The sequence below is a fragment of the Stenotrophomonas sp. S49 genome (assembly GCF_016624905.1).
Lineage (GTDB): Bacteria > Pseudomonadota > Gammaproteobacteria > Xanthomonadales > Xanthomonadaceae > Stenotrophomonas.
Window position 1 is genome coordinate 15,990 of record NZ_JACVUD010000050.1, and the last position, 14,229, is coordinate 30,218.

At 68.9% G+C, this 14,229-nt stretch carries 9 protein-coding genes; 2 read left to right on the forward strand and 7 right to left on the reverse strand.

Annotation, left to right across the window (positions count from 1 at the left end; translation table 11 throughout):
- Window positions 1-100 precede the first annotated feature (100 nt).
- From IAE58_RS11995 to pilG, 7 genes are all read right to left on the reverse strand, one after another.
- Window positions 101-565 (reverse strand): chemotaxis protein CheW, encoded by a 465-nt coding sequence (locus IAE58_RS11995; protein ID WP_199933791.1) that lies wholly within the window; start codon window positions 563-565, stop codon window positions 101-103.
- Complete coding sequence (locus IAE58_RS12000; protein WP_199933792.1) at window positions 562-1,905, reverse strand: chemotaxis protein CheB; 1,344 nt, start codon at window positions 1,903-1,905, stop codon at window positions 562-564. The genes IAE58_RS11995 and IAE58_RS12000 overlap by 4 nt, the downstream gene beginning before the upstream one ends.
- The gene (locus IAE58_RS12005) at window positions 1,892-8,515 is read right to left on the reverse strand and encodes an Hpt domain-containing protein (protein ID WP_199933793.1); all 6,624 of its coding nucleotides are present in this window, start codon (window positions 8,513-8,515) and stop codon (window positions 1,892-1,894) included. Before IAE58_RS12005 ends, IAE58_RS12000 begins: the two co-directional genes overlap by 14 nt.
- A 100-nt stretch (window positions 8,516-8,615) precedes the next feature.
- Entirely contained in the window at window positions 8,616-10,652 is a 2,037-nt protein-coding gene (locus IAE58_RS12010; RefSeq protein WP_164272686.1) for a methyl-accepting chemotaxis protein, read from the reverse strand.
- A gap of 41 nt (window positions 10,653-10,693) precedes the next feature.
- Window positions 10,694-11,224, reverse strand: coding sequence for a chemotaxis protein CheW (locus IAE58_RS12015; RefSeq protein WP_108750815.1), 531 nt, complete (start codon window positions 11,222-11,224; stop codon window positions 10,694-10,696).
- Window positions 11,224-11,586, reverse strand: coding sequence for a response regulator (locus IAE58_RS12020; protein WP_199933794.1), 363 nt, complete (start codon window positions 11,584-11,586; stop codon window positions 11,224-11,226). The genes IAE58_RS12015 and IAE58_RS12020 overlap by 1 nt, the downstream gene beginning before the upstream one ends.
- Before the next feature lie 18 nt (window positions 11,587-11,604).
- Window positions 11,605-12,006 (reverse strand): twitching motility response regulator PilG, encoded by a 402-nt coding sequence (pilG, locus tag IAE58_RS12025; protein WP_042614342.1) that lies wholly within the window; start codon window positions 12,004-12,006, stop codon window positions 11,605-11,607.
- 254 nt (window positions 12,007-12,260) lie between these two features.
- On the opposite strand from pilG, the gene gshB reads away from it, so the two are divergent.
- Entirely contained in the window at window positions 12,261-13,208 is a 948-nt protein-coding gene (gene gshB, locus IAE58_RS12030; RefSeq protein ID WP_108753894.1) for a glutathione synthase, read from the forward strand.
- Complete coding sequence (locus IAE58_RS12035) at window positions 13,208-14,092, forward strand: energy transducer TonB (protein WP_199933795.1); 885 nt, start codon at window positions 13,208-13,210, stop codon at window positions 14,090-14,092. The genes gshB and IAE58_RS12035 overlap by 1 nt, the downstream gene beginning before the upstream one ends.
- The last annotated feature ends 137 nt before the right edge of the window (window positions 14,093-14,229 follow it).

Sequence of the window (14,229 nt, forward strand, 5' to 3'; positions counted from 1 at the left end):
AGACTGCGCGGCCGCTGCGCTCGCAGGGCATGGCCCGGCGCTACCGTGGCGGAACCACCACGGCGGCATGTGGTAGCGCCGGGCCATGCCCGGCGGGGCATCAGGCGGCCAGCGAATCCAGGGCGCTTTCCAGCGCGTCCAGGTTCGGCAACAGGGCGCTCTTTTCGCCCAGCAGCACCCGCATGTGCACGATGTCGGGCAGCGTTTCTTCCGAGGCGTCGGCCAGCAGACCGTCGCGCGGCACCGAGATCAGCTGCGGGAAGTTCTGGGTCAGCAGCGCGTAGTACGGGCGCTGGGCGTTGCCGCTCAGTGCCTTCAGCACCACCACCTTGTTGTGCGCACCCACCACTTCATTGCCCAGGCCGGTCAGGCGCGCGAACGACAGCAGCGGCACCTGCCAGCCGTGCCAGGCAATCTGCCCCAGCAGCCAGCGCGGTGCGTCGGCAACCGGTTCGATCGCCACGCGCGACATCATTTCGGCCACGGTGGCGTTGGGCAGCAGCACGCGCTCGCCACCGGCCTGGATCAGGACGCCGCGGATCTCATCATTGCTGGCGTAACTCATGCTGCGTCTCCGTCATCGTCGTGCCGGCCCCAGCGCGCGGCAATCGCCTGCGCCAGCTCCTGCGGTTCACCGGCGGCCATGCCGGCGGCCACCACGGCCGTGGCCGCAGCCGGGTCGTAACAGCCTTCGCCCACCTGCCCTGCCACCCAGGCGCCGGCGGCGGCCAGGTCCAGCGCCGGCCCCACATGGGCCAGGTCGGCGCCGCTGAGCAGCACCACCGCGGTGTGCGCCGGCGGCAGGGCGTCGATCGCGATGCCCTGCGCACGGGTCTGGAAGTACAGCCCGTCCGTGGCCGCCTGCACGCCCAGATCATCAGCCAGCACATGCACTTCACCGGGTACGGCGCGCTGGCCCGGTTCGGCCAGTTGCACCGGCAGCGGCGAAACGCGCGCCATCTGCTTGACCAGGTTGCCGTAGCGGCCACCGTCCAGGCGCATGTGCACCAGCACCGGCACGCTCAAGTCGGCCGGCAGTGCGCCCAGCAGGCGGCGCAGTGCGTCGGGACCGCCGATACCGGCCAGCACCAGCAGTGCGCCAGCGCGGGCGCCGACGGGCAGCGCTGCATCCAGGTCCACCAGACTCAGGTGGTCGGTTGCAAACGTGGACGGCGCTGCGGCGGCGGCCACCGGGGTAGTCGGGGCCGGCGCACTGACAGGCTCATCCACCAGCGACCAGGCGGTGTGATCGCCCAGCGCAACCGACGGCACCGGCGGTGGTTCGACCACCGGCGTAGCGATGTCTTCTACAGCCTCGGCCGGCAGCGGCGGCTCGGGCAGCACCGGCTGCAGCGCGGCCAGCGCCTGTTCCAGCGCGATGGGTTCATGCAGGTCGGCCGGGGGCGAGTACAGGCCGTCGGCCGGCACGTCATCGGCCCACGACAGCGCCTGGTCCAGGTGCGGCTGCAGCGCGGCATCCTGCGGCTGCGGCGGCGTGGACGGCAAGCCCGGTTCCAGCTGCAAACTGGGCTCGTCTTCGGCACCGGGCGGCAGTACCTGCTGGTGGCCGTGCAGCTTGGCCGCCAGGTGGCGGCCCCAGCGCTGGGCTTCCCAGCCGTCACGGCGCGCGGCCAGTTCGGCCTCGTCGAACACCAGGGTCAGCCCCGGCGCGGACAGCGCCGGCTCCAGGCGTTCCAGGGCGTCCTCGATGGCTGCCTCAAGGGCGATCACCACGAACTGCGGCTGCGCATCGGCCAGCGCCTGCGGTTCCAGGCCGCTGGGATCATCTTCCAGCACGATCTGCACATCGGCATGGGCCAGGGCTTCGCGCAGGCGCTCGCGCGCCGCGCCCGGGCGGGCCAGCAGGGCAACGGCCGGAACCGGATTCACATCACTCACGGACACGGGCGATCCCCAGCAGGTCATACACGTTGCGCATCAGATCCAGCTCCTGGTACGGCTTGCCCAGGTAGCGCTGCACGCCGATCTCGAAGGCGCGCTGGCGATGCTTGTCACCGCTGCGCGAGGTGATCATCACGATCGGCACGTCCTTGTAGCGCGGGTCGGCACGCATCGCGGTGGCCAGCTCGTAGCCATCCATGCGCGGCATTTCGATGTCCAGCAGCATCAGGTCGGGCACGCGCTCTTCCAGCTGCTCCAGTGCTTCCACGCCGTCGCGGGCCACGCTTACTTCGAAGTTGTGGCGTTCCAGGATGCGGCCGGTCACCTTGCGCATGGTCAGCGAGTCGTCGACCACCATCACCAGCGGCACCTGCCGTTCCTGGCGCGGTGCGTTGTCCTGCACCGGCACGATCGGGTTGGCCAGGTAACGGCGCACCAGCGGCGCCACGTCCAGGATGACCACCACGCGGCCATCGCCGGTGATGGTTGCACCGTAGATGCCCGGTACCGAGGCGATCTGCAGGCCCACCGGCTTGACCACGATTTCGCGGTTGCCCAGCACCTGGTCGATCGCCACGGCTGCGCGCAGGTCGCCGGCGCGCACCAGCAGCAGCGGCACCTGGTCCTGGCCATCGGCACGGGCCGGTGCCTGGCCGACCAGGCTGCCCAGGTCGTACAGCGGGAATTCTTCGCCGCTGTAGCGGTAACTGCTGTCGGCCGCTTCGAAACGCTCGCGCGACAGGCGGCCGATACCACTGACCGAAGCCACCGGCACGGCGAAGGTGGTTTCACCAATCTGCACGAACACGGCCTGGGTGACGGCCAGCGTCTGCGGCAGGCGCAGGGTGAAGCGCACGCCCTGGCCACGCACCGACTGGATGTCGACCGAGCCGCCGAGCTGGCGCACTTCGTTGCGCACCACGTCCATGCCCACGCCACGGCCGGCCAGCTGGCTGACCTGGTCGGCGGTGGAGAAGCCGGAGGCGAAGATCAGGTTGTCCAGTTCCTGCTCGTTGGGCTGCGCATCGGCGCCCAGCAGGCCACGGTCGATGGCGCGGCGGCGGATCGCTTCGCGGTCCAGGCCGGCACCGTCATCGGCCACTTCCAGCACGATTTCCGAACCTTCGCGGTGCAGGCGGATGGCAACCTCGCCTTCCTCCGGCTTGCCGGCGCTGCGGCGCTGCTCCGGCGCTTCCAGGCCGTGGGCCACCGAATTGCGCAGCATGTGTTCCAGCGGCGCGACCATGCGGTCGAGCACGTTGCGGTCCAGTTCGCCGTGGGTGCCTTCCAGGGTCAGGTGCACCTGCTTGCCGGTATCGATGCCGGCCTGGCGCACCACACGGCGCAGACGCGGCACAAGACCATCGAACGGCACCATGCGCGCGCGCATCAGGCCATCCTGCAGTTCCGAGCTGACGCGCGACTGCTGCTGCAGCAGCGAATCGTACTGGCGCGATAGATCGTCCAGCACGCCCTGCAGGCCGCCAAGGTCGGCTGCCGATTCGTTCAGCGCGCGGCTGAGCTGCTGCAGGGTGGAGAAGCGGTCCAGTTCCAGCGGATCGAACTTCTGATCGGCCTGGTCCTGTTCACGCTGGTAACGCGCGACGATCTGCGCTTCGGTCTCCAGGTCCAGTCGGCGCAGCTGGTCGCGCAGTCGCGCATTGGTGCGCTCCAGTTCGCCCATCGCACCGCGGAACGCCCCGAGCTGCTGCTCCAGGCGCGAACGGTAGATCGCCACTTCACCGGCATGGTTGACCAGGCGGTCCAGCAGATCGGCGCGTACGCGCACCTGCTCCTGCTGCGGGCGGGCCAGCGGATCTTCGTCCGGCGTCCCTTCCACCGGCAGCGGTGCCGACAGCGGTGCATCGGCCAGGGCCAGCGGCGCCACGGGTACGACGGTCGATTCCGCTTCGCTGCTGGCAGCAACAACGGCATTGCCGGCATCCACGCGGGTGCGGGCTTCGAATGCGTCCAGCAGGTCCTGCGCCGGCTCCACCGTGCGGTGTTCGCCGGTACGGGTCAGCAGCTGGTGCAGGCGGTCGAAGCCACGTTCCAGCAGGTGTACGTCGGGGCGTTCGATCTCGGTGCGGCCAGCGGCCACGGCTTCCAACAGCGATTCGATGCTGTGGCCCAGGTCGCCGATGGCGTTGATGCCGGCCATGCGTGCGCCGCCCTTGAGCGTGTGCAGATCGCGCTGCAGGCCGGCCAGGGCCTCGCGGTCCTGCGGCGCTTCGCGCAGCTCGCTGATCAGCCCGTCGCAATGGTCGAGCAGGTCGTTGCCTTCTTCCACGAAGATATCGACCAGCTCGCGGTCGTACATGCTGAAGTCGAGCTGGTCGCTGGGAGCGGCTTCTTCGTCGCTGCTGTCGGTGACAGGCACGGCAGCGGTGACATCGGCGCCGGTCTCGACAACGGCTTCAACGGACTCAGTCGCGTGCGCGCCCTGCCCCGGTGCGTCTTCCAGTTCGAACAACGGTGCCGGCGCGGGGGTAATCGCTTCGGACACGTCTGCATCCACCGTCGCCGGGGACGGCAGGTCGGCGCTCTCTCCTTCACCGACCGCCGCCTCCCCGCCGACGTCCGCAGCCTCGGCGAAGGCATCAGCCTCACCGGGCGCGAGTTCGCTGGCCTGCAGGCCGAGCACGGGCCAGTCGGCCTGCTCGTCCTGCGCCGGTTCCGGCTCGATCACATGCAGGCCGGCTTCAAGCGCCGCCTCCAGGGTGACCGGCTCGGCAAAGCCGGGCGCAGCCATATCATCGTGCAGGCTCGCCAGCGTGCTGTCGAGCGCCTGTTCATCTTCTTCGTCGTACAGCGCGATTTCGTCGTGCGCCTGCGCCGCTGCTGGCGCGTCGATTACGTCAATCGACGCCGGTTCGGCCACGTCCTCAACATCGCTGTCGTCCACCGGCAACGCGCTGGCGTCCAGGTAGGGCGACAGATCATCAGCACCGGTCAGATCGGCGTCATCGGCGTCGGTCGGGGCATCGGGAACCTCTGCAACCACCGCCGCTTCCACTTCCGCGGGCTGCGCAGCGTCGACATCGGCGTCGGCGCTGGTTTCGCGCTCGGGTTCGGCCACATCGGTGTCTTCCCCGACCTGCGGCAGCGCGGGCCAGCCGGCATCGAAGAACGGCGAAAGATCTTCGCTACCGGTCAGTTCAACGCGTTCCAGCTCGGTTTCGACCGGCTGCACCGGTTCGATGTCGGCCAGCGCATCGGCCGACGCGGCGTCGGCGTGCAGGGGGGCCGCTTCGTCTGCATCGATGGCCAGATCGTCTGCGTCGTCATCCTCCATTTCCAGCACCGGCCAGCGCGCTTCGGGTAGCGCGGCAGCCAGCGCCTGCAGGCGCTGCGCCAGGTGATCGTGCGGCACGATGCGCGGCTGCTCGGCCTGCAGCGCGGTCATGGTGCCGGCAATGGCCGACGCGGTATCCAACAGCGCGGACACTCCCTCTTCCGCCGGCACGGCCTGCGCGGCCAGGGCGCGCTTGATGTACGACTCGGCCGCACCGGTGACGGCGGTGATTTCCGGCACCTCGGTCATCGCGAACGCACCGTTCATGGTGTGCACCGCGCGCAGCAGCGCGTCGGTCACCGCGTGCGGTGCCTGCTGTGCGTCCTGCAGCCAACCCTGCAACGTGGCCAGGTGCAGCTCCACCTCGGCTTCCAGGATTTCCTGCAACACGCTGTCGATCTGCGCAGGGGTGCCAACGGCCTCGACCACCTCGGCAGCCGGTTCAGCGGCCTGCTCGGCAACGTCGCTGTCGAGCGCGTCCACCGGCACGGCGATGTCTTCGCTGGGCAGGTCCACCACCGGCGCTTCGGCGACCGGCGCTGCTGCGCCCGGCAGCGGCACATAGAAGGTTTCTTCACCAGCGCCGACGCGATCGGCGATGGCCTGCATGGCCTGCAGATCGACGGTGATGCGCTGGCCGTGGCGCAACGCGGCGTTCAACTGCGGCAGCGCGGCGTACGCGTGGTCGACCATGGCCAGCACCGCCGGCGTGGCCGGGCGGGTGCCGTCCAGTACGCGGTTGAGCAGGCTTTCGATCTTCCAGGCGAATTCGCCCAGCGTACGTGCACCGACCAGGCGGCCGCTGCCCTTGAGCGTATGGAAGATGCGGCGGATGGGCCGCAGCCGGTCCATGTTGTCCGGCTGCATGCGCCAGGGCGGCAGCAGCGTGCCCAGGTTCTGCAGTTCATCGTCGAACTCTTCCAGGAACACCTCGCGGATGTCCTGGTCGATGTTCTCGGCATCGTCTTCAAAGCCGCCTTCGATGCCGACCTCGGCAGCGCCGGTGGCAACGGCCACCGGTTCAACCGCCGGGGCCGCTTCCGGGTGCGGATTGAACTCCGCCGCCGCAGCGCTCAGTTCGGCCAGGAACTGCGCATCGGCCTCGCTGAAATCGATCGGCGCAATGGTGTCCACGTCGATGGTGGCCACCGCGACCGGCTCGGCGTCGGCGAGCACCGGTGCTTCGGCTTCGGCTTCGGCAACGGGCTCGGCTTCGATCAGGGCTTCGGCAATCGCCGGCTCGGCCTCCTCGGCCTGCACGGTGGCCTCGACCAGCGGCGAGGCGTCGACGATGTCCAGGGTTGCGTCCAGGTGGGGCGCTTCGTCCAGCGACAGCGTCTCCATCGCATCCAGCGACAGCACGTGCTCGGCATTGTCCAGTTCGCTGGCGTCGAAGTGGAACACCACGTCGTCGCCTGCCACGGCCAGGCCGTCCTGCTCTGCGGCCACCGGGTCGAACGAGGAAGCCACCGAGGACGACACCGCCGGGGCGTCGTCCCATTCGGCCACGGCCACGCTGTCCTCGGCATCACCGTGGACGTGCGCAGTGCCTTCGGCCGCCTGCAGTGACGCGGCCGTCAGCGACCAGTGCGACGCGCTGGACGCATTGCCTGCATCTGCATCGGATTCATAGCTGACCGGATCGAAGCTGGCGAAGGTCGGCGCACGCGCGTCCTCTTCGGCCACCGGCTCGGCGGGCACGCTGTCCGCGGCGTGGTCCAGGCTGCCCAGTTCCCATTGCGGCACCGCCGGCGGCGGTGCGCTGGATGCGGCGAACAGCAGCGGGGCGCTGTCTGCAGGCGCAGCAGCAGACACGGCATCGGTATCGGCCAGTTCCAGCGCGCCGAATACCAGCGACTGGGCATCGGCTTCCGCAACCGGTTCTGCCGGCGGCGGATCGAAGGTGAAATCAGGCAGCGGCACCGGCACGTCGCCCGGTGCCGGCGCGGCAGGCTGCACCGCGATCTGAACCGGCTCGACCTGCAGGGCGGCCGCGGGCACCACCAGCGCCTCGCGCAGCACCGGGTCGGGCTGGGCGTCAGCGGCCTCGGCGGCGGAAGGCGCAGCGCGCTCGGGCAGCGGCCAGTAACGCAGCGCCTCCAGGCTGCTGCGGGTGATGTCCAGGATGTCTTCGCGGCCCGGACGGCGGTCGCGCAGCGCTTCCAGGTAGTACTCCAGGCTGGCCATGGCATCGGCCAGGGTGTCCAGCTGGCGCCCGCTGGGCACACGCTGGCGGCCGATCAGTTCGGCTTCGATGTACTGCTGCACACCGCGCAGGTAGTCGGCGGCAGTGCCCAGGTCGAGCATGCGCAGCGCACCGGACACGTCGCCCAGCAGGCGCGGCACGTCCTGCAGTTCCCCGTGGTTCCAGCTGGTCTCGATGAAGGCAACGAAATGCTCGCGCGCGGCGGCGAAGTTGGCGATGGCTTCGTGCGCCAGGATTTCCACCGTGCGGCGGTTTTCCACGGCGCTGGGATCGTCTTCGCCACTGCCACCGGCGCCCAGATGGGCGACCTGGTCGTCCAGCGATGCGTCCACGTACAGCAGGGCACCGGCGATATCCAGCAGCAGGTCTTCATCGATCTGCTGGCGGCCTTCGACCACGCCCAGCAGTGCATCGCGCTGCTGCACCACCACGCCACGCGCGGCGCCCAGGCCCATCATGCCCAGGGTATCGGCGACGGCACCCAGCTTGGTCACCTGTTCCTGCAACTGCTGCGGCGCGCCACCGGTGCGCAGGTGCAGGTCCAGTGCATCCTTCACCTGCAGCAGCTCTTCCTTCACCGCGCTGCCCACCGTATCCAGCAGCTCGCGGTTGCGCCCGCTCAGGCTGCCGCGGGCGTGGTCCAGCTCGGCCTCGGTGGCGGTCACGCTGTCGGGCGCGAAGGCGAACAGCACGCTGTCATTGACGCCTTCTTCGCCACGCGCAGCGCGGATTTCGTTCAGCAGCGGCATCAGCACGATCGGAATATCGCGGTGGCCGTTCTGCAGGCGCTCCAGGTAGTCGGGCAGCAGCACGCTGCCACGCATCAGGGTGGCGCAGGCTTCGTCGCGGTCGGCAACGCGGCCTTCGCCCACGGCCACGGCCAGCTGCTCCAGTTCCTCGGCCACCATCGCCGGTGCATACAGTTCGACCATGCGCAGGGTGCCCTGCACCTGGTGCAGGTAACCGGCGCAGATGCGCATGCGGCTGCCATCGGCCGGGTCTTCCACGAAGTACTCGACCTCGTTGCGCACCAGGCGCAGGGTCTCGTCCAGCTCGGGCTTGACCCAGCCCAGCGCTGCATGGCTCATGGCGTCGCGCAGACTGCTGCTCATCGGTGCGCTCCGGTCGCCGCCGCGCGCTTACCGCGCGGACCGTGGCCTGGGGAATGGAAATGCTTCATCGACTGGTTCCTTGCTCGCCGCCCTGCCGCGGTCACGCCGGCAGCTTGAAGTCGGCCACCGAACGACGCAGATCGGCGGCCAGCTGTGCCAGGTGGCCGATCGATTCGGCGGTCTGGCCGGCGCCCTGCGAGGTCTGGCCGGTAATCTGCCGGATCACGCCCATGGTGCGGGTGATGTCCGAGGCCGCAGCGGACTGCTGCTGCGCGGCGATCGAGATGTTCTTGATCAGGGTGTTCAGGGCGTTGGACACGCGCTCGATTTCGGTCAGCGCCGTACCGGCGTCTTCAGCCAGGCGCGCACCGGACACCACTTCGGCGGTGGTCTGTTCCATCGAGGTGACCGCTTCGTTGGTATCGGCCTGAATGGCCTGCACCAGGTTTTCGATGCGTCGGGTCGCGCCCGAGGTACGTTCTGCCAGGCGCTGCACTTCGTCGGCCACGACCGCGAAACCGCGGCCGGCTTCACCGGCCGACGCGGCCTGCACGGCAGCGTTCAACGCCAGGATGTTGGTCTGTTCGGAAATGTCGTTGATCAGTTCCACGATCGAGCCGATTTCCTGCGACGACTCGCCCAGGCGCTTGATGCGCTTGGACGTTTCCTGGATCTGGTCGCGGATCTGGTCCATGCCCTGGATGGTTTCGCGCACCACGCCGGCACCTTCGGCGGCGATCACCACCGAGCGCTGTGCCACGTCGGCCGACTCGGCCGAGTTGCGCGACACCTGTTCAATGCTGGCAGCGATTTCGCCGATGCGGTCCGAGGCCGAGGTGATCTGGTTGGCCTGGTGGCCGGCCGCCTCTGCCAGCTGCATCGCCGTGGCCTGGGTTTCCTGGGTGGACACGGCCACCTTGGCCGAGGTGTCGTTGATGGTGGTCACCAGGTGACGCAGCTCATCCACGGCGTAGTTGATTGCGTCTGCAATCGCGCCGGTCATGTCTTCGGTCACCGACGCCTTCACGGTCAGGTCGCCCTCACCGAGCGAACTGATTTCGTCCAGCAGCCGCATGATCGCCTGCTGGTTGCGGCTGTTGAACTCCACCTGGGTCTGGTAGCGCAGTTCCTGTTCACGCGAACGGCTGCGCACGTTGGTGGAGACGAAGCCGATGATCGCGATCAGCGACAGCGCACCCGATACCACGCCGATCCAGAAATTCGGGAACAGGCGGGTGTCGGACACCGAGCCGAACGAGGAGAACGCTTCGAACAGCTTGCGGCTGTCGTCGAGCATGCGCACCGAGCCCTGGCCCAGGGCCGTGGCGGCCGACTGCGCGGCAAACAGCTGGCGCGAGCTGGCCAGGATCGCGTCGGCGTCCTGCTTCATCGCCTCCCACTTCTGCTGCGACTGTTCCAGCGCAGCCACCGCGCCGGCGCCGCGCACTGCGGTGATGCCCAGCTCTTCGTTGCCGTTGCGCAGGCCGTCGAGCACCTGCGAGAACACGGTGATATCGCGGGCCAGCGCATCGCCGGCACTGGCGGCACCGCTGCCGCCGGCGCGCATTTCGGTCACGCGGCGGGCCATGGTGCCGGCCACCACCACCTGCTGCAGGGCGCTGTACACCTGCGAAGCGGGTGCGCCGGAGGCGGACATCGCCCGCACCAGCTCATTCAGCTGCGCCTGCAGGCCCGGCACGGCGCCGGTGAAGTTGTTGGCGTTGCCGGCCAGGGCCAGCACCGCCGGTTCGCTGGCCACCAGCTGGCCGGCCTGCTTGCCCAGCGGCGCCCACGTCTCGGCCAGGGTGCCGATGGCCTTGGACACGCCCGGCTCGCTGCCGTAGCGGCCCTGCAGGGTGGACACGTTCTGTTCGATCGCGTTGCGGGTGGCCTTGAAGGCGGTGAACGCCTGCGCGTTGCCGCCCACGGCATCACGGCCCTGGTTGGCCAGCTGCTGTGACAGCACCTGCAGGTCGGCGGCCTTGGAGCCGGCGTCGGCCAGGCGGCTGCCCTGCCAGGTGGCCACACCCGTGTTCAGGCCGAACAGGACCATGGACAGCAACAGCAGGGCCAGCCACAGGTTGCTGCCGCCCAGCCGCAGCTTGCCGGTCTTGGTGGCGTCCGAAGCAGTACTCATCGTTCAACCTCGAGGTTCAATACAGGGGGCGTTGCCCGGCCTCAGGCCGCGGCTTGCCGGAATTCAGGGGTGCGCGACAGCAACGAGAGCGAGAACACGCCCCATTCGTGGCCATCGGCGTGGAAGGCGCGATCTACGAAGTGGCCATAGCGGCCCTCGGCCAGGCGACCGGCATCGATCTGCTGGGCCAGCTCGAAGCTGCGCTGGCCGAACAGTTCATCGATGGTCAGGGCCACGTCGCCGCCGGCCTGGCGCATGATCAGCACGCGCTGGCCTTCCTGCTGCACGGTGCGCGCACCTTCCAGGAAGTACTTCAGATCGACCACCGGGAACAGGTTGCCGCGCAGGTTGCCCACGCCCAGCAGCCACGGCTGTGCGCATGGCACCGGGGTGACCGGCGGCATCGGCACGATTTCCACCACTTCGCGGAAATCGGACACCAGCCGGCGCTGGCCGACCCGGTAGCCCACGCCGCGCCACAGGTCCTGGGCGAACTGGCGTTCGGGCAGCTGCACCGCGTGGGCCAGGCTGCGCCGCTCGTAGGCTTCAAGAATGTCGAAAGGCGAACGCATCAGGCCACCAGTTCGTTGATCCGCGCGATCAGCTCTTCTTCGCGCGGCGGCTTGACGATGTAATCGGCTGCGCCCTGACGCAGGCCCCAGGCCTTGTCGGTTTCCATCGCCTTGGTGCTGACGATGATCACCGGGATGTGTTTGGTTGCCGCATCACGGGCCATCGCCCGGGTTGCCTGGAAACCACTCATGCCCGGCAGCACCACGTCCATCAGCACCAGCTGCGGCACCTGGTCGCGGACCAGCTGCAGGCCCTCTTCGGCGTTGTCCGCTTCCAGCACCTCGTGGCCGGCACGGCGCAGCCACTGGGTGAACACCGCGCGGTCGGTCGGTGAATCCTCGATCAGAACGATACGAGCCATTGTGCCTTTCCCCCCTGGTCAGGCGTTGACGTATGTGCGGATGGCACCCAGCAGTTCTTCACGCGTGAAAGGCTTGGTCAGGTATTGCTCCGAGCCGACGATGCGCCCGCGCGCCTTGTCGAACAGGCCATCCTTGGAGGACAGCATGATGACCGGGGTGGACTTGAACAGCTGGTTGCCCTTGATCAGGGCACAGGTCTGGTAGCCATCCAGCCGCGGCATCATGATGTCGACGAAGATGATCTGCGGCTGCTGGTCGGCGATCTTGGCCAGTGCTTCGAAGCCATCGGTCGCCGTCACCACCTCGCAGCCTTCGCGCTTGAGCAGTGTTTCCGCGGTCCGGCGGATGGTCTTCGAGTCATCGATGACCATCACCCGGAGTCCTGCGAGTTCCCCGCCCGCAGTCATGTTTTCAGTCATTGCCATTCCCCAAGCGCGCGGCCCTTCTAGGTTGGGTGCCGCTGCGAAAGCGTATCTATATCGCACTTTCCGCGCCCGCTTCAAGGCCGTCCCACCGGGCTTGGCGTGGCGCCCGGCTGAACGTGACCGGTTTGGCAGACACTGCGCAGAACCGGGCCCGGCCGCCGGTTCGGGGACGCAGCGTTGCAGGCCACGGGGCAGGCACGGGGCGGGCGTTGCCGCTACCATCAGCGCCTTGCCTTGAAGGTGCGCCCATGCCGTTGAATGTCATCGTGGTGATGGATCCCATCGCCCACATCAAGATCGCCAAGGACACGACGTTCGCCATGCTGCTGGAAGCCCAGCGCCGTGGCCATGCCCTGCACTACGTGCAGCCGGGCGGGCTGGCCCTGGAAGGGGGCGTGGCGGTGGCCCGTACTGCCCCGCTGCAGGTGCGCGACGATCCGGCCGGCTGGTATGAGCTGGGCGCATTCAGCCGCACCGTGTTCGGGCCCGGCCAGGTGGTGCTGATGCGCAAGGACCCGCCGGTCGATGCCGAGTTCATCTACGACACCCAGGTGCTGGACCTGGCCGCCGCCGCCGGCGCCTGCGTGGTGAACAACCCGCAGGGCCTGCGCGACTACAACGAAAAGCTGGCCGCCCTGCTGTTCCCGCAGTGCTGCCCGCCCACCCTGGTCAGCCGCGATGCCAAGGCGCTGAAGGCGTTCGCGCTGGAGCATGGCCAGGCCGTGCTGAAGCCGCTGGACGGCATGGGCGGCCGCTCGATCTTCCGCAGCGGCCAGGGCGATCCCAACCTGAACGTGATTCTGGAAACCCTGACCGACGGCGGCCGCAAGCTGGCGCTGGCCCAGAAGTTCATTCCCGACATCACTGCCGGCGACAAGCGCATCCTGCTGGTCGACGGCGAGCCGGTGGATTACTGCCTGGCGCGCATTCCGCAGGGCGATGAGTTCCGCGGCAACCTGGCCGCCGGTGGTCGTGGCGAAGGCCGCCCGCTGAGCGAACGCGACCGCTGGATCGCTGCGCAGGTGGGCCCGGAAATGAAGCGCCGCGGCATGCGTTTCGTCGGCCTGGACGTGATTGGCGACTACCTGACCGAAGTGAACGTGACCAGCCCGACCTGCGTGCGCGAACTGGATGCGCAGTACGGGCTGAACATCGCCGGCACCCTGTTCGATGCGATCGAGGCCGGCCTGCGCTGATGGAAGCCGTGTCCGCCGTGCTGCCCCCGCCGCCGCGCGAAGCACAGCGGCTGGCCGCCACCCTGGCCCTGTCGGTGCTGCTGCATGTGCTGCTGGTGCTGGGGGTGGGCTTTGCGATGAAGGGGGATGCGCCGCTGGTGCCCACCCTGGAGGTGATCTTCAGCCAGACCCGCACGGCACTGACGCCCAAGGAGGCCGATTTCCTGGCCGCCGCCAACCAGGAGGGCGGCGGCGAGCATGACCGCGCCCGGCGCCCGCGCGACAACCAGACCGGCGTGGTGCCGCAGGCGCAGGCGGGCGTGAGCCCAGTGCCGCAGCAGCAGCAATCGGCCGCGCCGGTGCCGCCGCCGCAGGCGCGGGTGGTGAGCAGCCGCAATGGGCAGGACCAGGTGGCGCAGGCGCAGGCCCGCCCCACCCCACTGCAGCCGACCCCGGACGCGCCGATGACCGCGCGCGAGCAGCGCGATGCGGAAATGGCGCGGCTGGCTGCCGAGGTCCATCTGCGCTCGGCGCAGTATGCGAAGCGACCGAACCGCAAGTTCGTTTCGGCCAGCACCCGCGAATATGCCTACGCCAATTACCTGCGCGCCTGGGTGGACCGGGCCGAGCAGGTCGGCAACCTGAACTATCCCGACGAAGCGCGGCAGCGCCGGCTGGGTGGCCAGGTGGTGATCAGCGTGGGCGTGCGCCGCGATGGCAGCGTGGAAAGCAGCCGCATCCTGAAATCCAGCGGCACGCCGTTGCTGGATGAGGCGGCATTGCGGGTGGTGAAGCTGGCGCAGCCGTTCCCGGCGTTGCCGAAGACCGATGACGGCGTGGATATCCTGCAGGTAACCCGCACGTGGGTGTTCCTGCCCGGCGGCGAGCTGCGCGACGACCGGTAGGGGTTTGTTGCCCGGGCCTGTGGCCCGGGACCCGCTGCAGAGCCAGGCCAACGGCAACAGCCAGAGCAGCGGTAGAGGGTCTGGACTTGGCGGGGGGGGGGGGGGGGGGGGGGGGGGGGGGGGGGGGGGGGGGGGGG

Bases quoted from the DNA above. Each gene is read 5' to 3' on its own strand.
- pilG (WP_042614342.1), bottom strand. From the start codon at position 12,006: ATGACTGAAAACATGACTGCGGGCGGGGAACTCGCAGGACTCCGGGTG.
- gshB (WP_108753894.1), top strand. From the start codon at position 12,261: ATGCCGTTGAATGTCATCGTGGTGATGGATCCCATCGCCCACATCAAG.
- IAE58_RS12020 (WP_199933794.1), bottom strand. From the start codon at position 11,586: ATGGCTCGTATCGTTCTGATCGAGGATTCACCGACCGACCGCGCGGTG.
- IAE58_RS12005 (WP_199933793.1), bottom strand. From the start codon at position 8,515: ATGAGCAGCAGTCTGCGCGACGCCATGAGCCATGCAGCGCTGGGCTGG.
- IAE58_RS12035 (WP_199933795.1), top strand. From the start codon at position 13,208: ATGGAAGCCGTGTCCGCCGTGCTGCCCCCGCCGCCGCGCGAAGCACAG.
- IAE58_RS11995 (WP_199933791.1), bottom strand. From the start codon at position 565: ATGAGTTACGCCAGCAATGATGAGATCCGCGGCGTCCTGATCCAGGCC.
- IAE58_RS12015 (WP_108750815.1), bottom strand. From the start codon at position 11,224: ATGCGTTCGCCTTTCGACATTCTTGAAGCCTACGAGCGGCGCAGCCTG.
- IAE58_RS12010 (WP_164272686.1), bottom strand. From the start codon at position 10,652: ATGAGTACTGCTTCGGACGCCACCAAGACCGGCAAGCTGCGGCTGGGC.